At 61.9% G+C, this 20,187-nt stretch carries 20 protein-coding genes; 8 read left to right on the top strand and 12 right to left on the bottom strand.

What is annotated here, in order from left to right:
- Positions 1-23 precede the first annotated feature (23 nt).
- The 10 genes from PSH87_RS14690 to PSH87_RS14645 all read right to left on the bottom strand — a co-directional run bounded on the left by PSH87_RS14690 (position 24) and on the right by PSH87_RS14645 (position 11,242).
- On the bottom strand, positions 24-1,190 hold the full coding sequence (locus PSH87_RS14690; protein ID WP_305429965.1) for a cystathionine gamma-synthase: 1,167 nt from the start codon (positions 1,188-1,190) through the stop codon (positions 24-26).
- Positions 1,187-2,563 (bottom strand): pyridoxal-phosphate dependent enzyme, encoded by a 1,377-nt coding sequence (locus PSH87_RS14685; RefSeq protein WP_305429963.1) that lies wholly within the window; start codon positions 2,561-2,563, stop codon positions 1,187-1,189. Before PSH87_RS14685 ends, PSH87_RS14690 begins: the two co-directional genes overlap by 4 nt.
- Before the next feature lie 109 nt (positions 2,564-2,672).
- The gene (locus PSH87_RS14680) at positions 2,673-3,809 is read right to left on the bottom strand and encodes a carboxylesterase (protein ID WP_305429961.1); all 1,137 of its coding nucleotides are present in this window, start codon (positions 3,807-3,809) and stop codon (positions 2,673-2,675) included.
- A 145-nt stretch (positions 3,810-3,954) separates the two neighbouring features.
- Entirely contained in the window at positions 3,955-4,803 is an 849-nt protein-coding gene (gene dapA, locus PSH87_RS14675) for a 4-hydroxy-tetrahydrodipicolinate synthase (RefSeq protein WP_305429960.1), read from the bottom strand.
- A gap of 281 nt (positions 4,804-5,084) precedes the next feature.
- Positions 5,085-5,567 carry a VOC family protein gene (locus PSH87_RS14670; RefSeq protein ID WP_305429959.1) on the bottom strand — a complete coding sequence of 161 codons (483 nt, stop codon included), beginning with the start codon at positions 5,565-5,567 and terminating at the stop codon, positions 5,085-5,087.
- Positions 5,568-5,626: 59 nt separating this feature from the next.
- Positions 5,627-6,346, bottom strand: a complete 720-nt coding sequence (locus tag PSH87_RS14665; RefSeq protein ID WP_017737688.1) for an SDR family oxidoreductase — start codon at positions 6,344-6,346, stop codon at positions 5,627-5,629.
- 155 nt (positions 6,347-6,501) lie between these two features.
- Positions 6,502-8,943 carry a TonB-dependent siderophore receptor gene (locus PSH87_RS14660; protein WP_305429957.1) on the bottom strand — a complete coding sequence of 814 codons (2,442 nt, stop codon included), beginning with the start codon at positions 8,941-8,943 and terminating at the stop codon, positions 6,502-6,504.
- A 97-nt stretch (positions 8,944-9,040) separates the two neighbouring features.
- Positions 9,041-10,012 (bottom strand): FecR domain-containing protein, encoded by a 972-nt coding sequence (locus tag PSH87_RS14655; RefSeq protein WP_305429955.1) that lies wholly within the window; start codon positions 10,010-10,012, stop codon positions 9,041-9,043.
- A complete protein-coding gene (locus PSH87_RS14650) occupies positions 10,012-10,524 on the bottom strand; it encodes a sigma-70 family RNA polymerase sigma factor (protein ID WP_305429953.1) in 513 nt (170 codons plus the stop codon). The genes PSH87_RS14655 and PSH87_RS14650 overlap by 1 nt, the downstream gene beginning before the upstream one ends.
- A gap of 97 nt (positions 10,525-10,621) precedes the next feature.
- On the bottom strand, positions 10,622-11,242 hold the full coding sequence (locus tag PSH87_RS14645; protein WP_305429951.1) for a LysE family translocator: 621 nt from the start codon (positions 11,240-11,242) through the stop codon (positions 10,622-10,624).
- 379 nt (positions 11,243-11,621) lie between these two features.
- Here PSH87_RS14645 and PSH87_RS14640 point away from each other — a divergent pair, with 379 nt between their 5' ends.
- From PSH87_RS14640 to PSH87_RS14610, 7 genes are all read left to right on the top strand, one after another.
- The gene (locus tag PSH87_RS14640; RefSeq protein WP_305429949.1) at positions 11,622-12,863 is read left to right on the top strand and encodes a hypothetical protein; all 1,242 of its coding nucleotides are present in this window, start codon (positions 11,622-11,624) and stop codon (positions 12,861-12,863) included.
- Between the two features lie 11 nt (positions 12,864-12,874).
- Positions 12,875-13,192: a hypothetical protein gene (locus tag PSH87_RS14635; RefSeq protein WP_017737682.1), complete on the top strand. Its 318-nt coding sequence runs from the start codon at positions 12,875-12,877 to the stop codon at positions 13,190-13,192.
- Between the two features lie 228 nt (positions 13,193-13,420).
- Positions 13,421-13,912 carry a MarR family winged helix-turn-helix transcriptional regulator gene (locus PSH87_RS14630; RefSeq protein WP_305429947.1) on the top strand — a complete coding sequence of 164 codons (492 nt, stop codon included), beginning with the start codon at positions 13,421-13,423 and terminating at the stop codon, positions 13,910-13,912.
- Positions 13,902-15,113: an FAD-dependent monooxygenase gene (locus PSH87_RS14625; RefSeq protein ID WP_305429945.1), complete on the top strand. Its 1,212-nt coding sequence runs from the start codon at positions 13,902-13,904 to the stop codon at positions 15,111-15,113. Before PSH87_RS14630 ends, PSH87_RS14625 begins: the two co-directional genes overlap by 11 nt.
- Positions 15,114-15,192: 79 nt before the next feature.
- Positions 15,193-15,858 (top strand): TIGR02466 family protein, encoded by a 666-nt coding sequence (locus tag PSH87_RS14620; RefSeq protein WP_305429944.1) that lies wholly within the window; start codon positions 15,193-15,195, stop codon positions 15,856-15,858.
- 102 nt (positions 15,859-15,960) lie between these two features.
- Positions 15,961-17,016, top strand: coding sequence for an alpha/beta hydrolase (locus tag PSH87_RS14615; RefSeq protein ID WP_305434319.1), 1,056 nt, complete (start codon positions 15,961-15,963; stop codon positions 17,014-17,016).
- 10 nt (positions 17,017-17,026) lie between these two features.
- Positions 17,027-18,142, top strand: coding sequence for a carboxymuconolactone decarboxylase family protein (locus tag PSH87_RS14610; protein WP_305429943.1), 1,116 nt, complete (start codon positions 17,027-17,029; stop codon positions 18,140-18,142).
- Here the strand turns inward: PSH87_RS14610 and PSH87_RS14605 are convergent.
- Positions 18,139-19,032, bottom strand: coding sequence for a LysR family transcriptional regulator (locus tag PSH87_RS14605; protein WP_305429942.1), 894 nt, complete (start codon positions 19,030-19,032; stop codon positions 18,139-18,141). The genes PSH87_RS14610 and PSH87_RS14605 overlap by 4 nt on opposite strands.
- Positions 19,033-19,162: 130 nt before the next feature.
- Between PSH87_RS14605 and PSH87_RS14600 the strand changes: the two genes are divergently transcribed.
- On the top strand, positions 19,163-19,681 hold the full coding sequence (locus PSH87_RS14600; protein WP_017737675.1) for a GNAT family N-acetyltransferase: 519 nt from the start codon (positions 19,163-19,165) through the stop codon (positions 19,679-19,681).
- Positions 19,682-19,884: 203 nt separating this feature from the next.
- Here the strand turns inward: PSH87_RS14600 and PSH87_RS14595 are convergent, their stop codons facing one another.
- On the bottom strand, positions 19,885-20,184 hold the full coding sequence (locus PSH87_RS14595) for a hypothetical protein (RefSeq protein WP_305429941.1): 300 nt from the start codon (positions 20,182-20,184) through the stop codon (positions 19,885-19,887).
- Positions 20,185-20,187: the final 3 nt, after the last annotated feature.

Here is a 20,187-nt window from a genome sequence, read left to right as displayed (position 1 = left end):
GCGAGCAAGCCCGCTCCCACACGTTAGATGTGTGTTAGGGCCCGCGCCAGGTCCGCCCGCAAATCCTCCACATCCTCAACCCCCACCGACAACCGCACCAACCCATCGCCAATCCCCAACTGCGCCCGCGTGTCGGCGGGGATGCTGGCATGGGTCATGATCGCCGGGTGCTCGATCAGGCTTTCCACGCCGCCCAGGCTTTCGGCCAGGGCGAACAGCTTCACGTTTTCCAGGAAGCGTGTGGCACCCGCCAGGTCTGTGCGCAAATCCACTGAAATCATCCCGCCAAACCCGCGCATTTGCCGGCGGGCCAGTGCGTGCTGTGGGTGGGAAACCAAGCCGGGGTAGTAAACCCGCGCGACTTGCGGTTGTTGCTCCAGCCAGGTGGCCAGGTCGAGTGCGTTGCTGCAATGGCGTTCTATACGCAGGGCCAGGGTCTTTACGCCGCGCAGGGTGAGGAACGCGTCGAACGGCCCGGCGATGGCGCCCACGGAGTTCTGCAGGAAACCCACACGTTCCGCCAGCTCAGGGTTGTCGCCGACCACGGCGATGCCGCCAATCACATCCGAGTGGCCGTTGAGGTACTTGGTGGTGGAATGCACCACCAGGTCAAACCCCAACTCCAGCGGCCGCTGAATCCAGGGGCTGGCGAAGGTGTTGTCGGCCACGCAGATAATTCCCCGCGCCCGGCAGATATGCGCGATGGCGCTGAGGTCGGTGAGGCTGAGCAATGGGTTGCTGGGCGTCTCGACCCAGACCATGCGCGTATCGTCCTGCAAGGCGGCTTCGAACGCCGACACGTCGCTCAGATCCACAAAGCTGAAGCGGTGCCCGGCGCTGCGTTGGCGCACCTTGTCGAACAGGCGGAAGGTGCCGCCATACAAATCATTGCCGGAGACGATGTGGGCGCCGGCGTCCAGCAACTCCAGCACCGTGGAAATCGCGGCCAGCCCGGATGCGAAGGCAAACGCCTGGGTGCCACCTTCCAGATCCGCCACGCAACGCTCCAGGGCAAACCGCGTGGGGTTGTGGGAGCGCCCGTAATCGAAGCCCTTGTGCACGCCGGGGCTGTCTTGCAGGTAGGTGGAGTTGGCGTAGATCGGTGGCATCAGCGCGCCGGTGGTCGGGTCGGGGCTTTGCCCGGCGTGGATCACACGGGTAGCAAACGCGCTTTTATCGGGCTGGCTCATGCAAGGGATCTCCGTAAGTGGTTGAGTAGATCGACGCGGGTGATCAGGCCATGGAAGCCGGAGGCGTCGGCAATGATTGCGACCAGGCCGCGATCCAGTTCAGCCTGGAGTTCGGCGAGGCTGGCACTGGGGGCGAGAGTTTCAAGGTGATCGGTCATGGCGCTGGCAACCGCCATGGTGAAATCCGCAGCGTCATGGTGCAGGCCCAACAGGATGTCGGATTCGTCGATCACGCCCACCAGTTGCTTGCCGTCCACCAGCACCGGCAGTTGCGAGACATCGGCCAGGCGCATGCGCTGGAAGGCGGTCAGCAGGGTGTCGTCGGGGCTGACGCTGATCACGCGACCGTCTTCGAAGCGACGGGCGATCAGGTCGCGCAGATCGTCGTAATGCTTGTATTGCAGCAGGCCCGCATCGTTCATCCACTGGTCGTTGTAGACCTTCGACAGGTAGCGCGTGCCGGTGTCGCAGACAAAGGTGACCACGCGCTTGGGCGAAGTCTGCTCGCGGCAGTAGCGCAAGGCGGCGGCAAACAGGGTGCCGGTGGACGAGCCACCGAGAATGCCTTCGGCCTTGAGCAGTTGGCGGGCGTGGTCGAAGCTTTCTTCATCGCTGATGGAGTAGGCGTGGCGCACGCTGGACAGGTCGGCAATCGAGGGGATGAAATCTTCGCCAATGCCTTCCACGGCCCACGATCCGGGTGTTGGCAGGGTGCCGCTGCGGCTGTATTCGGCCATCACCGAGCCCGCCGGATCGGCCAGTACCATCGCCAGTTCCGGTTGCACGCGTTTGAAGAAGCGGGTCAGGCCGGTGAGGGTGCCAGCCGAGCCGACGCCCACCACGATCGCGTCGAGGTCGTGCTCCGTTTGCGCCCAGATTTCCGGGGCGGTGCCGGTCTCGTGGGCCAGGGGGTTGGCGGGGTTGTTGAACTGGTCGGCAAAGAAGGAACCGGCAATGCCCTTGGCCAGGCGCGCGGCGACGTCCTGGTAATACTCGGGGTGGCCCTTGCCCACGTCTGAGCGGGTGATATGCACCTCGGCGCCCATGGCCTTGAGGTGCAGCACCTTTTCCGTGGACATCTTGTCGGGCACCACCAGTACCACGCGGTAGCCCTTGGCCCGGCCCACCAGCGCCAGGCCCAGGCCGGTGTTGCCGGCGGTGGCTTCAATGATGGTACCGCCGGGGCGCAGGCGGCCGTCGCGTTCGGCGGCGTCGATCATGGCCAGGCCGATGCGGTCCTTGATCGAGCCGCCGGGGTTCTGGGATTCAAGCTTGAGAAACAGCGTGCAGGGGCCGGTGTCGAAGCGACTGACCCGAACCAGCGGCGTGTTGCCGATCAGTTCGAGCACGGCGGGGCGGGGGAGGCTGGGCATGGTGTCACCTGTTACGGGGCGCGTAGGTGGGACGACAAAGTGCAAGGCATGTCTTGGACCATAGGCCCGGATCGAAGCGCTCGCCAGCGGCAGGGCGGTCGCCTGTCTGTTATTGGCGCATCACCTGCTCCATGACCTCGGCCTGCCACTCGAAGTAGGGGTTGAATGTCAGCCGTGCATGCACCTTGTCCGGCTCGCGATAGCCCCAGGCCGAATACCACACGGGCTTGCCGGCGAGACAGTGTTGCAGGCCTTCATCCGTCTGGCCGTTCCAGCATTCCGGCTGCTGGCCCTGGCGCCCGTATTGCGGGTTACCCGGGGCAAACAACACACCCATATGGGAAAACTGGCTGATGCGCTCGGCCGGCAAGTGGTCACTGCGCACCAGGATGCGCGGTGATCGCTGCGGAACTGGCAGTTCGCCGTACCAGATCAGCCGCGAGGCAGGGTGGGGGAAGCGCTCGGTAAAGGCCTCCCTCACGAACTGCACGTCCACCACGGAGTCGTGGGCGGCACTGACGATCAGCACCGGGCGGTCAAACGTCGCGTCGGCCAACTTGTCGCGCACCGCTGCACTGGTGCGATAGAACTGGGCAAAACCGTTGGTGGGGATGTTCTGGTAGCGCAGTGGCGACTGCAATTGCCGCGGGCCCTCGGGGTCGCGTAGCCAGGGCTTGACGTAGGTCAGCCACGGCAACATCCAGATAAAACGGTTACGCGCCTTGAACGCTGGGGAGAACATCAGCAGGCCGGCGATGCCAGGATCGTCCATGGCGTATTCCAGCACCAGGTTGGCGCCGGTGGAAAAGCCGCCCAAATAGACCTGGTCCACGTCCTGGCGCAACAGTGCCACTTGCTGCGCCACCGTCCTGCGCCAGTCGGCGATATCGACCTCCAGCATGTCGTAGGGCTGCGTGCCATGCCCGGGCAACAGCAGCGTGCGCACCCGATAACCCCGTGACGCCAACTGAGCGCCAATATCGCTGAACGAACCCGGCGAATCCCCCAGGCCATGTACCAGCAACACGCCGTGGCCATTGGGTGTTTGCGCGACCCATTCGCGCGGCGCATTCCAGTCCAGTTCCAGCCCGTGGTCGGGGTTTTGGAAGCGCCGGTCACGCTCAAGGCTCACCAGCGTTTGCTGGCGGTAGTGTTCGAAACTGGTGGGGCCGGGCACCGACAGCGCCGTGGAGCGGTCGGCGCAACCGACCAGGCTGAGCAGCACCAGCAAACGCAGAAAGTTCATCGCATACCCCCAAACGGCGCAGAATGCAGCCGACCTTACGCGGCCGCCCGCCTGCTATCCAACCGGCAAACGCCCCAACGGCAAGGGAAAATATAACGATTGGTAACTGGCGCGGCGGATGCTGAATCGCACTGTAGGTGGCTTCCTACAATTGTTTGAGCTGGGCGATAACCCTGTCACTGGCACGCTGCATCGGCGCCCGCAGCTCACTGCCGATCAAGCCTTCCAAGGCCAGTGCTGCTTTTACCGGCGCAGGATTGGGCTCGATAAACATCGTGTTGATCAGTGGCAGCAGCTGGAAAAACGTCGCCCGAGCCTCGGCCAACTGGTTATCCCGCACCTGATGCCACAGCGCTACGAAGCGTTCTGTCTGCACATGGGCCGACGCCGCAATCGCCCCGCTGGCGCCCAGGCACAGCGCGTTGAAGATCTGCTGGTCTTCGCCGCACAACACGTCCACCTCTCCGCTGGCCAACAGCGCCAGGGTATTGCCCAGGTTGCCGCCGCAATCCTTGATGGCCTGGATGCGCGGATGGCTGACGATATTCAACAAGGTCGCCTGCTCGAAGGTCACGCCGGTGCGGTAGGGAATGTCGTAGAGGATGACAGGCGCGCTGGACGCATCGGCCACCGTGCGGAAAAACGCTTCCAGCCCGGCCTGGGATGGGCGGATATAACTCGGTGCTGGCACCAGCAATCCGGCGACCGGGCGCTTGAGGACTTCCTCCTGGAACTGCAGCAGTTCAATCTGGTTATTGCCCGACAGGCCCATCACCACACGCTGCGCAGGAACCTGCTGCAACACCGCATCCAGCACCGCCAGTTGTTCTGGCCGGCTCAGTGATGCCGCTTCGCCCGTGGTGGTGCACACCATGATCCCGGCCACGTGTCTTTCCAGCAGGTGACCCACCAGCCGTTGCAGGCCGCCAAAATCGATGGCGCCGTCCTGGAATGGCGTGACCACGGGAACCCAGATACCTTGAAACACTGACATGCACTTTCTCCTGATGATTGACCGATCAAGTCACCGTCAGAAGGGCAGAGGGAATTGTGCAAGGGGGGAGACCGTCGCGCTCAATGTCCTGTCAGCTCATCTGACGGGACAGCGCGCCCCGGTCACATGAGCGACTGTTTCTTCGATTTGAGGGCGTGCGCCACGCAACCTTGCGCCTTGGCAATCGAGCCAATGACGGAAAGGTTGACCAGCGACTTAGTAGACATGAATTGTCACACCCTGAATGAGGCGACCATCTTCAGGGGATGTGAGGGAATGTGTCAAGCACCGGCGACGGCGGCCTCTATGGCAGCAATGTCGATCCTGGTCATGGTCATCATCGCATCGAACGCGCGCTTGGCGGTGGCGGGGTCGGGATGGGTCACCGCAGCGGTCAAGGACCGTGGCGTGATCTGCCACGACAGCCCCCACTGGTCCTTGCACCAGCCGCAGGCGCTGGCCTGGCCGCCGTTGTCGATGATGGCGTGCCAATAGCGGTCGGTTTCGGCCTGGTCGTCGGTGGCCACCTGGAACGAAAACGCCTCAGTGTGGGGAAACGCCGGGCCGCCGTTCAAGCCAAGGCAGGGGATGCCCATGACAATGAACTCGACGGTCAACACATCGCCTTGCCGGCCCGATGGGAAGTCACCGGGGGCGAGGTGCGTGGCAACGACGCGGCTGTCCGGGAAGGTCTTGGCGTAAAAGGTGGCGGCGTCCAGGGCGGTGCCGTTGTACCAGAGGCAGAGCGTGGTTTTGCTGGGCATGATGGGTCTCCACGGGAAATGGCTGTGTGAAGTCTAGACAATGCCCAGGGTTCGCCGGCTTAAAAACGTTCGTCCAGGATCGCCGGCAAGGTGATGTCCTTGACGAAGCTGGCGGAGGACAGGCTCAACGCCATGCGCACCACCTGCACCACATCGTGCACGGGAATCGCGTGGCCCTCAGCCCGTTGCGCGGCAAGCTCGCGCGGCGTGCTCAGTGGGTCTTCGGTATTCAGGTAGCCCAGGTTCAGGCACGTCACGCCCAGGCGCTGCTGGCGATAGCCTTCACGCAAGGCGTCGGCGATACCGCGCAAGGCGAACTTGGAAGCACCAAAGGTCACTTCCGGGCGGCCACTTTGCGGCAGGCCGGAGGTCGAGCCGGTAAGGATGATCCTGGGGGTTGCGCTGTTGAGCAGCACCGGCAACAGCCGCTTGATCAGCAGCAGGGTCGAGGTGATGTTGCAGGCCACAATGGCTTCGATCTGGCTGTCGTCGTCTGTCAGGAAGTTATACGCCGGGTCGAAGGCGAATTCTTCCCAGATGCCCAGGTTATAGATCAGCGTATCCAGCCCGTCTTCGGCGACCGCCGCCGCGATGACCTGCGCGGCTGCGGCGGGTTCGGCCAGGTTGGCCTCGACCCAGTGCACGCTGACGCCAGCCTGGTGGTCCAGGTGCTCGGGCTGGCTGCGGGACACGCCGATCAGCGTATCGCCGGGCTCGCCGAGGCCTTCGATGAGGGCTTTGCCCAGGCCTTTGCTGGCGCCGATCACTAGGGTTTTCATGGGGTGTCTCCTTGACTGGGGGGCTGCTCGTCGTGTTCAGCGGCTGATTCTGGCGCAAGGCTGCGGTGTCAGCCAAGCTCCGCGTTGACCTCGTTCGCCCACATCGTCCCAGGCTCTGCCGCAGCAGGATCGATGTGTCGAACGCTTGCATCCCGTCAGAAACTGTACTTAGCCGTGACCGTAAAGTTACGCGGGTCGCCGTACACATCATACGGGCTCCACGTGGAGTTGCTGGCAATCCCCTGATAGTACTTTTTGTCGAACACGTTGTTGATGTTCAGCTGGGTGTCCAGGTGTTTATTGACCTGATACCCGGCCATCAGTCCCACCAAGGCATAGGCCTCTTGCTCGATCTGGAAGTTGCCGAACACATTGCGGCCCTTGTTGTAGGTGCTGCTCTGGCTGTAGAGGTTGGCGCCGATCCGCCAGCGGTTCAGCTCGCCTTGCAGGCGATAGGTGGTGCTGGCCTTGAACATGTGGCGCGGTACGTCAGTGTCGAACAGGGTGCCTTCCTTGGCGGCGTCGGCATCTTTTTCGTACTTGGCCTGGGCGAAGGTGTAGCCGGCGCCCACCTGCCAGTTCGGGGTCAGTGCGCCGTTGATCTCCAGCTCCACGCCCTGGCTGCGCACTTTGCCCGCGGCCTCGTAGCAACCGTAGGCGCCGACCGGGATGAATGTGCAGGTTCTGGCGTCCGCCACTTCTGCCGCCCGGTTGAGCTGGTCGATCTGGAACACCGAGGCACTGGCATTCAGTGCGCCGCCAAAGTATTCGCCCTTGATGCCCACTTCGTAGTTTTCCCCGGTGATGGGCTTGATCCCGCCACCGTCGCCGTTCTTTTCGGTCTGGGGCTGGAAGATGTCGGTGTAGCTGGCGTACACAGAGTGGTTGTCGTCCAGGTCGTAGATGACACCGGCGTAACGGGTGAGGTGACGTACCTCGCGGGTTTTGCCCGAGGTGTAGTACTGGTCGTTGATCTGGTCATAGATCGAGGTCGCGTCGTACCAGTCCAGGCGGGCGCCAAGGATGACTTTGAGCGGGTCGGCGAGGTTCCAGCGGGTGGTGACGTAGAGCCCTTCCTGATCGACCTTCTCGCTGAGGGTGTAGACGTCCGGCACGCTCGGCCGCGCCAGGCCGCTGGGGTTGAAGCGGTTGATGTCGATGTTGTCGACGAACACCGTGCCGCCGACGGCCTCGGTCTTGAGTTGGCGCTTGCTGGCGCCCACCACCAGTTCATGCTGACGGCCTAGGAGGGCGAAGGGTCCGCTGGCGAAGAAGTCGTAGGTGGACTGGTCGAAGTCACGGCCCTGGTTGAACACGCGTTGGCGGTAGGTGGCGTCGTTGTTGCGCTCCAGTACGGCGCCCATCATCTTGAACTCGGACCAGTTTTTCGACGCGCCCAGGTGCAGGCGCCAGTCGTTGTCGAAGCGCTGGTCGAGCTCGGCGAACAGGGTCTTGTTGTCGATGTCCTGGTGCGACCAGCTGTAGCCGAAGGTCTTTGAACGTGAAAAGCCCATGTGGCTGCCATTGGGGTTCACCGGCAAGCCGCCCCAGTTGATGTTGTTATTGTCGTTCTGCTCGGAGGCACCGAGGGTCAGGGTGGTGCTGTCGCTCAGGTCGTACTCGCTGACGCCGTAGAACACGCCGCGTTCGCGGCCGGCGTAATCCTGATAGCTGTCCTTGTCGTGGTAGGCGCCGACAAAACGGCCGCGCAGGGTGCCGCTGTCGTTGACCGGGCCGCTGACGTCCAGTTCGCTGCGGTAGTTGTCCCAGCTGCCGGCGCTGGCGGTGATGCTCGCCTGGAAAACCTGGGTGGGACGCTTGCGCACCATGTTGATGGCGGCCGAGGGGTTGCCGGCGCCTTGCATCATGCCGGTGGCGCCGCGCACCACTTCGACACGGTCGTAGGGGGCGAGGTCGGCGGTGGCGACCCAGTCAGCGTTGTAGGTGGTGGGCAGGCCGTCGAACATCAGGTTGGTGATGGGGAAACCACGGGCAAAGAACTCGCTATTGGCCGGGCGTGCGGCGGCCAGGCGCAGCCCGGGGGTGGCCTGGACCACATCGTCGAGGCTGCGCATGCCTTGGTCGTCCATGCGTTGACGGGTAATCACGGTGACCGACTGCGGCGTTTCCCGCAGGGACAATGGCAGCTTGGTTGCGGTCTGCATGGCGCCGGTGGTGTAGGAGCTGCTGTTTTCGGTCGTAGCCCCGAGGTTCAGGCCGCTGATGTTGGTGGGGCCCAACTCAAGCGCCCCGGAATCGCCGCCGCGCGGCACCAGCAGGTAGTTGCCGCTGGCGCTGCGCATAACGCTCAGGCCGCTGTCGTCCAGCAGGCGGCTGAGACCTTCGTGTACGTCGTAGTCCCCACGCAGTGCCGGCGCGCGCTTGCCTTGCACCAACGCCGGGTCGAAGGGCAGGGTGATCCCTGCCGCCTGGGCAAAGCTGTTGAGCGATTCCTCCAGTGGACCGGCGGCCAATTCGTAATGACGACTCTCAGCCTGCGCGGCCTGCACCGCAACACTGGCCAGTAAAATGCCCTGGAGGGCAAGTGCAAGGGCACTGCGCGACAGCGACCGAGGGGAAATCAAAGCAGAGGACATGAACGACGAGCTCCTTTCGAATAACAGGGGGTATGTCCTGTTTGTCGAAGGACGGGGCAAAACCCGTAAATCTTTTTGCGATTATTTCTCGTCTGGCTCAACGGGCGATCACACGGGTCCAGAGCGGCGTAAAGCGCTCGACACGTACCGGTAGCGAGTCGCTCAGGGCGCTCAACGCGCGGTCAATGTCATCCAGCTGGAAGACCCCCGACACTTCTAGCTGTGCGATGGCGGGATCGCAGCGCAACCAGCCGTGACGGTAACGCGCCAATTCGGCGGTCAGGTCGCCCAGGCGCATGCGTTTGGCTACCAGTTGCCCGCGGGTCCAGGCGCTGGCGTTGAGGGTGCTGGCCTCGACGCGTTGGCTGCCGTCGAGATTGATCAGGTATTCCTCACCGGCGGCAATCAGGATCGGATCGCCCTTGCTGTGAATGGCCACCACGCCGTCCTCGACCCGAACCCGGGTGCCGCGTTCTTCATCACGCACGCCGAAGGCGGTGCCGATGGCCTGCAGCCGCGCGTGCCGGGTGCTGACCCAGAAACTGCGACGCCCATCAGGTGCGGCGCCGTCCTTGCCGGTATCGACAAATATTTCACCGCGCCGCAGGTTGATCAGCCGGCGCTGGGCAGTGAATTCGACGTCGACTGAACTGGCGGTGTTCAGTTGCAGGCGCGTGCCATCCTGCAGCAGGAACTGACGCCGTTCGCCCACCCCGGTGGCATAGTCCGCGCCCCAGGGCAGCTGCGTGCTGTCACGCAGCTGCCAGCCGGTAACCCCGGTGATGAGCAACCCCATCCCCAGCAATTTGAGCGCGTGGCGCCGGCTGTGATGGCCGCTGTGCAAGCGCTCCAACGTATCCAGCGCCACTGTGCCCGGCAGCGCGGCCAGCCCTTGGAAGGCCGCGTCGCTTTTTTGCAGCGCTTGCCAGGCGGTTTCATGCAGCGCATCGGCTTGGCGCCAATCCAGGCAGGCTGCCAGCACTTGAGGGTTTGAACCGGAGGATTCGATCCGCACCAGCCAACCGATGGCTTGGTCCAGTACGTTATCGGGCAGGGGATGTGCGCTCATCACTGAGCCAGATAGCAATGGCGAATGGCACAGGCCATGTACTTCTCCACCGACCCGAGGCTCACGGCCAGGCGCACGGCGATCTCCTTGTAGCTGAGGCCCTCAAGGCGCGACAGCAGAAAGGCCATGCGCACCTTGGGGCGCAGGCCATCGAGCAACGCGTCCACGCGTGCCAGGGTTTCCAGCAGGATCAACTGTGATTCCGGCGACGGCACCTCAGCCTCCGGTAAGTGAGCAATGGCCTCCAGATAAGCCCGCTCGACCCGCTGCCGGCGCACCCGATCAACCAACAAGCCATGGGCCACCGTACTCAACCAGGCCCGTGGCTGGCGCAACTCCTGCAACCGCTCCGGCTTGCCGAGGATGTGTACAAACGTATCCTGGGCCAGGTCGGCGGCGCTGTCACCGTGGTGCAGCCGCCTGCGCAACCAGCCCAGCAACCAGGCGTGATGATCGATGTACAGCGCGCGAATATCGGCGTGCGGGGCTGGGGGCGTGGATGACGACGACACAGAAAGCCTCTGCAAGAACACAGTGCATTTGAGAATTCATCGCATCCTAGTGTTTGTCAGCCGTCGTCAGCAAGTAAAGACTGCGTTTATTCCTGGCTTATGCCCGTCGCGCCATCAACAACACCGTCGCCGCCGCCGACAACAACCCCGCGCAACACCGATTGAATATCCGCTTGCCCCGCGGCTCGGCGAACCAGCGGCGCATGTGCAGGCCCATATAGGCGTAGGCGCTGATGGCGATCCATTCCAGCATCAGGAACATCGCGCCCAGCACGGCGAATTGCGGGGTGATGGGCTGGCCGGGGACGACGAACTGCGGGAGGAAGGCGGTGAAGATGAGGATGGCTTTTGGATTGCCTGCCGCCACCAAAAATTCCTGCCGTGCCAACGCCCACAAGCCTGCCTTGCCTGTCGTCGCTTCCGATTCCCCCTGCGGATTCGCCCGCCACAACTGGAACGCCAGGTAAAACAGGTACGCCGCTCCCAGGATCTTGATCCCGTAGAACAACAACTCCGAAGTTTGCAGCACCACCGCGAGGCCGGCAGAAGCGAGGGCGATCATGCCGGCGAAGGCCAGCAGGCGGCCGATGCCGGCCAGGCAGGAGATGCGGTAGCCGTAGCGGGTCGAGTTGCTCACGGACAATAGGTTGTTGGGGCCGGGCGCCATGTTCAGGGCGAAGCAGGCGGGGAGGAAAAGGGCGAGGGTGGCGAGGTCCATGGCGGCTCCGGGTTCGCGTGGGCGGGGAGGCTGAAGAGTAAAGGGCGCAAGGTGCCTGGGCAATCCGAAATGCCAGTCAGTCAACGGGGAACACTGTAGTTGTGGCGAGGGAGCTTGCTCCCGTTGGACTGCGCAGCAGGCCCAGCCTTTTTACACGAAGTGTAAAAAATACAAGTACGTTTGGATTGGCTCTGTGAGTAAAAAGTACGCAATCGACAAGCTGCGAATATTATTTTTAATAACAGGCAGCAAAACCAAAATGCCTGAGCTATATATATTTTATCTCGCTAACGCATAGCCGTTTTGACGTAGCTAACGTCTGGATTGCTGGCGCAGATCATGATGATCTTTGTGTGTCCAGACGGCGTAGGAGATAGGCATGATGCTTAAAACTAAAGGAATTTTAGTTGTTGTCAGTTGCGCACTCGCGTCATGCGGAATAATGGCGCCAAAAAACTCACTCGAGCGTGTGGCGAAAGATTGGAGCATGACCGTGCGTGCAAGTCAGGTGATGCCGGTCTATCCATTGGATGAAGATCTGCGACCTGGCGATGTATTTATATCGAAAAACGATATAGCCAGCGAAATCGAGACCTGGGAGTCAAAGGGTTTTTTGCCGCTGATCAATCGCTACGACAGGATTGCTATAGCGCAAGCCGAGTACGACAACTTGTATGCCAATGGATTTGCAATAACAGACGCAGCCTCTTTTCATCGGGCGCCGAATACGGCGTTCCCGAGTTATACGTTCTCCGTGGATAAACGCGGGGCACTTGGGTTGGCTATTCCACTTAATTCAGTCCCCGTTGCACTTTCAGTGGCCGGCGCGCAAAGCGCAACGGGGTCTGTTGTGTTCAAGGGCGCCTCCAATCAAGGGCTTACCGATAAAGCGATGAATCGGCTCATAGGGAAATGGGCAACGGATAATAAAAGTGATCTTGGTACGCTCGCGAAAGGCAACCCGGGCCCGACGATTCTTAGGGTAATCAGTCGCGTGTACAGCATTAAAGGCGCCACCGTGTCGTTGACGTTCGCTGATACCTCAGGCACTGACGTGCGGGCTGGGGCAGAGGTCAATGCGCCGGAACTGTTGAGCGCGTCTGAAGAGTCCTACAAGGCATTGATCACCCAGCTCAACAAGCAGATCGAATTGAAGAAAGGCGCGGTAGTGCCTGATACCCCGGCGGTGCCGGCTGCAGGAGAGGCGGAAAGTAGCGATCCTGATATTGCAGCGTTGCAGGCAGATATAGCGACGCTTAATAAGTTAAGAACTCAGCAGCAATTGGGCAATATCAGACGACAGATGGCCAACCTGGAGTCTGAGCAGAAATATGGCGGATATGTGCTGCCCGGTGCTTCGTTCAAGTTGGCATCACGCACTGCGCGTGGTGTGACAATGGATGAGACCTTTCCCAAACCCTTGGCCATCGGCTATCTGGCCCGGGAGTACTTGATACTTCCAAGTGGGGCGATCCAGGAAGTGGGTAGTGTTGAAGAGTTGATTGAAAATCCTGCGTTGTATAAGAGCATGCGTCAGAGAGCCACCGAACTGTCGAGAAGAGTGCCAGTCACGCCTCCATCAGACTCCGGTGCCCAAGCCAGCCCGTTCCCCAAAAAATAAGGAGACAAATCATGATTTTTGGACAAGACAAAGATGTTGTATGCGATCTCATCTCTTTAACAGCAGCGAGTGAGGATTATGCTTTTTTTGAATCGTTGATCGCGGCAGGAGAAGCCCGTCACTGGGAATCGAAAGTGTTCTGGGGTGATCCGGATCAAACGCATAAAGTGCTGGTGCTTTGCAGGACGGTGGGCACGGCTCGAAAGATTAAAGTATTGACTGATATTTCTATGGATTTATTGGACTTGAGAAAAGAGCAGGCGAATAACGCAGGTTATACATTTTTTACGACGGAGGTGGGAGAGCGGAATGTAATGGTTTACTACTGATATGCCGTTTGATCTCTGGGAATACTCGTGAGCCCACAGAGGTTGTGTGTATGTAGAGGGTATGTTTGCGCGGGTGCATAAAGCTTGTCACCACCGCTTGTGAAGAAGGTTTAAGCACCTGCTCGGAGGAAGTTTTTCATTGATGTGCTCAAGGTGCTTGATCAAGGTAGCTAAGGAAGCTAGCTATGTGCTAATTTCGCGCTTCCCCAAACGACCAGAGCCCCACCCATGAAGTCCCCCCAATCCTCAGCCGAGGACCCACGCACCCTGCAGATCGCCAGCGATCCCGTCGGCCAGCAGTTGCAACAGATCGCCATCCTGACGCGCAAATCCGCCGGCCACCTGGGCGCGGCGCTGGGTATCAACCAGACCGACATGGCCGCGCTGGAGCACCTGATCACCGACGGCCCGCTGCCGCCGACCGAGCTGGCCGCGCGCCTCTCGGTGACCACCGCAGGCATCACCCAGGTCATCGACCGGCTGGAGCGTGCGGGGCATGTGGTGCGCGAGCGGCAGCTGGAGGACAAGCGTCGGGTGCTGGTGTGTCCACAGCCCGCATCGGTGGTGCAGGCGTATCGGCATATTGCGCCGATGCTCAGTGGGCTGAGCCGCGTACTTGGCGCGCTGGAAGGCCAGGACCGCGCGGTGGTCGAGGCGTTTCTCGGGCAGGTGATCGAGGTCTACCGCAACACGTTGCCGGGGAGCGGTCATGACCGCTAAAACGATATTGATCAGCGGCGCGAGCATCGCCGGCCCCGCGTTGGCGTATTGGCTGGCCCGGCAGGGCATGGACGTTACGGTGGTCGAGAAGGCGCCGGCGTTTCGCGATGGCGGACAAACCATCGACGTGCGCGGGGCCGGGCGGGTGGTGGTGCAACGTATGGGGTTGGAGGCCCTGATTCGGGCCAATAGCACCCAGGAGCAAGGCATCGCCTTTGTTGACCAGGGCAACCGGACCAAGGCGTTCATTGGTGTAAATGCCTTCGACGGTGACGGCCCGATCGCCGAACTGGAGATCCTGCGCGGTGAACTTGCCAAGCTGTTGATCCAGCAGAGCGAGGATCGGGTCACGTACCGCTTCGGTGACAGCATCAACGCCCTGGAAGACGATGGCGACCATGTCCACGTGCGCTTCGAGCAGGGCGTCGAGCAGGTTTACGACCTGGTCATCATTGCCGAAGGGATTGGTTCCGCGACGCGCAATCAAGTGTTCGGCAACGACGTCGAGCGCCGCTCCCTGGATCTCTACACCGCGTATTTCACCGTGCCGCGCGAGGCCAGCGATGGCCAGGTGATGCGCTGGCACAACCTGCCCGGTGGCCGTTGTATCTGCTTGCGCCCGGACAACCTGGGCACGACACGCGCCTTCTTGTCGTTCCAGCAAGCGCCCAGCGGCTATGAAAAGCTCCCAAGGGACGCCCAAGTCGCGTTGCTCAAGCGCCTGTTCGCCGACGCCGGCTGGGAGGCGCCCCGCGTACTCGCCGCGCTGGAACACGCCAGCGATCTTTATCTGGACGCGGTGGGTCAGGTCAAAATGCCGCGCTGGTCCAAGGGCCGCATTGCGTTGGTCGGGGACGCCGCCTACTGCGCATCGCCCATCAGCGGCATGGGGACCAGCCTGGGGCTGTGCGGCGCCTACGTACTCGCCGGTGAACTCGGGCGTCACGCCGATCACCGCCAAGCGTTTGCGGCCTATGAAAAACTCATGCGCCCTTACGTCAAGCAGGCGCAAAGCGTCCCCAGGTTCGCCCCTCGGCTGGCATCGCCGCACTCGCGCGCGGGCATTGCCCTCGGCCACGCGGTGTTGAGGCTGGCCACCGCGCCGGGGTTCAAAACCCTGTTCGGCAAGCTCCTGTCGCCGAAAGCCGACGCCATTGAGTTGCCGTGTTATGACGAGGCTCGTATTACTAAAATCCCCTAGACCTTAACAAAGGATTACATCGCTAAAGGCGTTCGCCCCGTATGGTCTGTGCCTCCTGGCACAACCTGGCGAACAGCCCATGCAACCCAGCAGCACGCGTGTAAATCCTGACCTCATCAACATCCGCCGGCTCTTCGCCACGCCCTTGGCGAGCCTCCAGCACCCCGACGCAGAATGGCTCAACGCTGAGCTGAAGACGCTCATCACCACGCGCATGGCGCAGGACCTCTGCGGCACCCACCGCAGCAACGATGGCGGTTGGCAATCCGCCCACGATTTCGCGCAGTGGGGCGGGGAAGCCTGCGATGTGTTGGTGGCCTTTGCCAGAGACTTCGCCAACCAACTGACCGCCGTTCACCACGAACCCTACGGTTTCACCGAGCCTGCGTTCGAATGGACGCTCAACGCCTGGGCCAACGTGAATGAGGCCGGCCACAGCAATGCCTTGCATGGCCATCCTGGCGCATTCTGGTCCGGCGTTTACTGGGTCGATGCAGGCGGGCGGGAAGAGGACGCCAGCGTCGGCGGCGACCTGGAGTTCATCGACCCACGGGGGATGGTGGCCTCGACCTACAACCCCGCGCTGCGCATGCGCGTCGAAGATTGCCTGACGGCGGGGTTCAGCAGCACCTGCTCGGCCACCAGCGGCACCTTCGTGATGTTCCCCTCCTGGCTGATGCATGCCGTACGGCGGTTTGAAGGGACGCGGCCACGGATGTCCATCGCGTTCAACTTTGGCGTATGAATGGGTTTATGTGATTTTGGTATCAGTGCTATGTGATTTAGCCGGTTTATCCATCAATGCGTGAACGGTAGTTTGCTCTTCAAGCCAATACGGAGCACTGACCTGATGCGCACCCCACTGAAAAGCACCTTCATGGCCGCGATGATCGGCATGTCCGGCGCCGAACTGCAGGCAGCGGACTACAAGCAAAACCCCTTCACCCTGACGTACGCCGGTGCGCTGACAAAAAACCAGCCCGGCAAGGTCAACATCCACCCGGTGAGCTACAAGCTCAATGGCCTCGACATCGCCGCCAACGTCTACACCCCGGCAAACTATGACGCGACGCACAAATACCCGGTGGTGGTCGTCGCCCACCCCAATGGCGGCGTAAAAGAGCAAGTCGCCGGCCTGTATGCCCAGCGCATGGCCGACCAGGGCTACATCACGATCACCGCCGATGCGGCATATCAAGGTGCCAGTGGGGGCGAACCGCGTAACGTCGACAAGCCGGCCCATCGCATTGAAGACATCCACGGCATGGCCGACTTTATCGCCCACTATCCCGGCGCCGACGCCACGCGCCTGGGCTTGCTGGGGATCTGCGGCGGCGGCGGGTATTCCCTGGCGGCGGCGCGCACCGACAAGCGCTTCGCCGCGATTGCCACGGTGAGCATGTTCAACTCTGGCCTGGTGCGCCGCAATGGCTACCAGGACTCGCAAGTCGCGACGATCCAGGAGCGCCTGCAACAAGCGTCCGCCGCCCGCGCGCAAGAAGCGGCTGGCGGCGCGGTGGTGTACACCGGCGACGTCAAGCTGACCGATGAACAAATCGCCAAGCTGCCGTTCGACCTGTATCGCCAGGGCTTTGAGTATTACGGCAAGACGCACGCGCACCCCAATTCCACCTTCAAATACACCCTGAGCAGTCTGCCGGACCTGATGAGTTTCGATGCCACCGACCAGATCGAACTGATCGACAAGCCGCTGCTGATGATCGCCGGCAGCAAGGCCGACAGCCTCTACATGACCGAGCAGGCGTTTGCCAAGGCCACGGGCACCCAGGACAAGCAGCTGTTCAAGATCGACGGTGCCACGCACATCGAAACCTACTGGGTGCCCGCGTATGTGGACAGCGCCATCGCCCAATTGACGGCGTTCTACGCCCGCACACTTTGAGGGGGTCAGCATGAAAAGCACGCTTTTAGGCATTGCACTGTGCGCCACGGCGCCGTTTGCCGCAGGCGCCGAGAGTGGCGGCGAATCACAGCAGATCCGCCGCGCCCATAGCCAGGCGCCGATGGTGGGGCCTGAGGATTATTTTTCCGGGCAGGTGCGGGTGGATCCGCTGTTTCCCGCGTCTGACGAGGTCAATGCGTCCGGTGCCTACGTCAGCTTTGAAGCGGGTGCGCGGTCGGCCTGGCATACGCATCCAGCGGGCCAGCGCCTGGTGGTGATGTCGGGCGTTGGCTTGACCCAGGAGTGGGGCAAGCCGGTGCAGCGCATCCTGCCGGGGGATGTGATCGTCTGCCCGCCGGGCGTCAAGCACTGGCATGGTGCTGCGCCGAATAGCGCGATGATGCACCTGGCGGTGACAGGATCGGTTGACGGTAAAAACGTCGAGTGGCTGGAAAAAGTCAGCGATGCGGAGTACCTCAAACCGTTGCCCAAACCGGCCATCGGCAGTGCGCTCTCAGCCAGGCAACAGGCCATCCCGCTGATTGCCGCCGCGATGGCAGCCAGCAATCTGCCTGGCTTGAACGTGGCGTTGAACCAGGGCCTGAACGCCGGCCTGACGATCAGCGAAGCCAAGGAGATCCTTGTGCAGCTGTACGCCTACACCGGCTTCCCCCGCAGCCTCAACGCCCTCGGCGAGCTGATGCGCGTGGTGGAAGCGCGCAGGCAAGGCGGTATCAAAGATGAGCAAGGACGAGAGCCCATCGCGCTGATTCCCGTCGGCGAACCGTTGCTGATCCTCGGCAAAGCCAACCAGACCAAAATCGCCGGCGCCCCGGTCCAAGGGCCGCTGTTCGAGTTCGCCCCGGTGATCAATCACTACCTGCAAGCGCACTTGTTCGGCGACATCTTCGCGCGGGACAACCTCGACTGGCAGAGCCGCGAGCTGGCGACCGTCGCCGCGTTGGCCGTCACCCCTGGCGTCGAGCCGCAGCTGCGCTCACATATCGCGGCGAGTTTGCGGGTGGGCCTGAGTGACGCGCAATTGCGTGAAGTGGCGCAGTTATTGGCCGAGCAAGGTGATGTCGCCGCTGCCCAGCGCACCACCGAGGCGCTCGATCAGCACTAACCGTGATAGCGCAGGGTGTCACGCACCAGGGTAAACGCCGGCGAGCTTTGGCGCCGGCTCGGGTAATACAGGTGGTAGCCCGAAAACGGTTCACACCAGTCCTCCAACACCCGCACCAAGCGGCCCTGCGCCACATGCTCCAGCACCAGGTTCTCCGGCATGTACGCCAACCCCAAGCCCTGGAGAACCGCCTCCAGGCGCATGGCGATGGTGTTGAACACCAACTGGCCTTCGACCCGCACGTTCAACGTCTGGCCGGCCTTCTCGAATTCCCACGCATACAGTCCACCGTGAGTCGGCATGCGCAAGGTGATGCAGTTGTGCGCCATCAGCTCGTTAGGGATCAGCGGCACCGGATACCGCGCAAAATACGCCGGCGACCCCACCACCGCCATGCGCATATCCGGGCCGATGCGCATGGCGATCATGTCCTTGGCCACCTGCTCACCCAGCCGTACCCCCGCATCGAACCCTTGCGCGACGATATCGGTGAAACCGTAATCCACGATGATCTCGATTTTCAGGTCAGGATGATCCGGCAGCAGCTTGCCGAGCATCGGATGCAACACCGAAATCGCCGCATGTTCCCCGGCTGTGATCCGCAGCTTTCCGGCGGGTTTGTCACGGTATTTGCTGAGAGAGGCCAGCTCGCTGTCGATCTCCTCGAAGCGCGGCGCGATCACCTGCAACAGATGCTCGCCGGCCTGGGTCGCCGACACACTGCGGGTGGTGCGCGCCAGCAGGCGTACGCCCAGGCGTTCTTCCAACTGGCGCATCGCGCGACTCAACGCGGGTTGCGACATGCCGAGGCGGGCGGCCGCGCGGGTAAAGCTGCGCTCCTGGGCGACGATGGAGAAGATGGCCAGTTGGTCGTAACGATCGGCGGTCATTGATACGGATCTGGTATGAATGGAGCCTGATTATGCCACCGGAGCGTATGTCTGTAGTGAACGGGTTTTGTCACGTAAGGGCGGCAGACTGGCTCCACCTGCATTTCATACCCGAAGAAGGACGACTTCGATGATCCGTACCGCATTGCCCTCCGACGCAAACGCCATTGCCCACGTGCATATCCGCAGCTGGCAAGCCGCCTATCGCGACCTGATGCCGGCCGACTACCTGCACTCGCTGGGCGCGACCCTGGCGCGGCGAGAAGCGTTCTGGAGCCGCTCGATTGAGTCGGGTGAGTCCAACGTAGTGGTCGCGGAGGCGGGCGGGCAGGTGGTTGGCTGGATATGCATCGGCGCCGGTCGTGATGAAGATGCCGTCGTCGGGGAGAGTGGTGAGGTCATGGCTCTCTACGTGCTGGCCGAGCACTGGCACACGGGTGTGGGGCTGGTCTTGTGGCAAGCCGGCGTGCAGCAGTTGAGCGCGCAGGGTTTTCAGCGGTTGACGCTGTGGGTGTTGGCGGGGAATGAACGGGCTATCCGGTTTTATCGCAGGGCGGGGTGTGTTGAGGAGGCGGGGAGTGAGCGCACGCTGGAGAGAGGCGGAGTTACCTTGTTGGAGGTGAGGTACCAGTTGCCGCTATCCCGCTAAATGTCGCTGATACAACACACTCCACCTGTGGGAGCGGGCTGTCAGTTTATACAGATGCAGCTGACCCACCGCCATCGCAGGCAAGCCAGCTCCCACATTTTTGAGCGGTGCAAACCTGATCTGGCCTGCAAACCCCAATCCCCTGTGGGAGCGGGCTTGCCCGCGATAGCGGTGGACCAGTGAAAGAAAAACCAAGGCATGAATTATTTTCGGCCATCGCCAAGCATTCCCACCAACTCAGCCGCCAGGCCAGCCGCTTCTTGTCGATAGTCTTTGTCCCAGGCACCTGACCAATCATCTGGCCTTCCCTCATCGTCCCATTGCGCCAACGCCAGCCCGTTGATGATCTCCAGCTCGAACCAGACACGCTGCCAAGCGACGGCGTCCTGTACCAAAGTAGTGTCCTGCCACAGGAACTCTGTTTGTGCGACAAAAGCCGACCATGCAAACAGATCTTCTGATGCTCGTAAGCCGAGCGTTAGCCAGTAATTCCTGTCACCCACTGC

Source organism: Pseudomonas sp. FP453, assembly GCF_030687495.1.
In the GTDB taxonomy this organism is placed as follows: domain Bacteria; phylum Pseudomonadota; class Gammaproteobacteria; order Pseudomonadales; family Pseudomonadaceae; genus Aquipseudomonas.
Note: the sequence above shows the minus strand (reverse complement) of the source record. Positions and strands in the feature narration are given on the sequence as shown.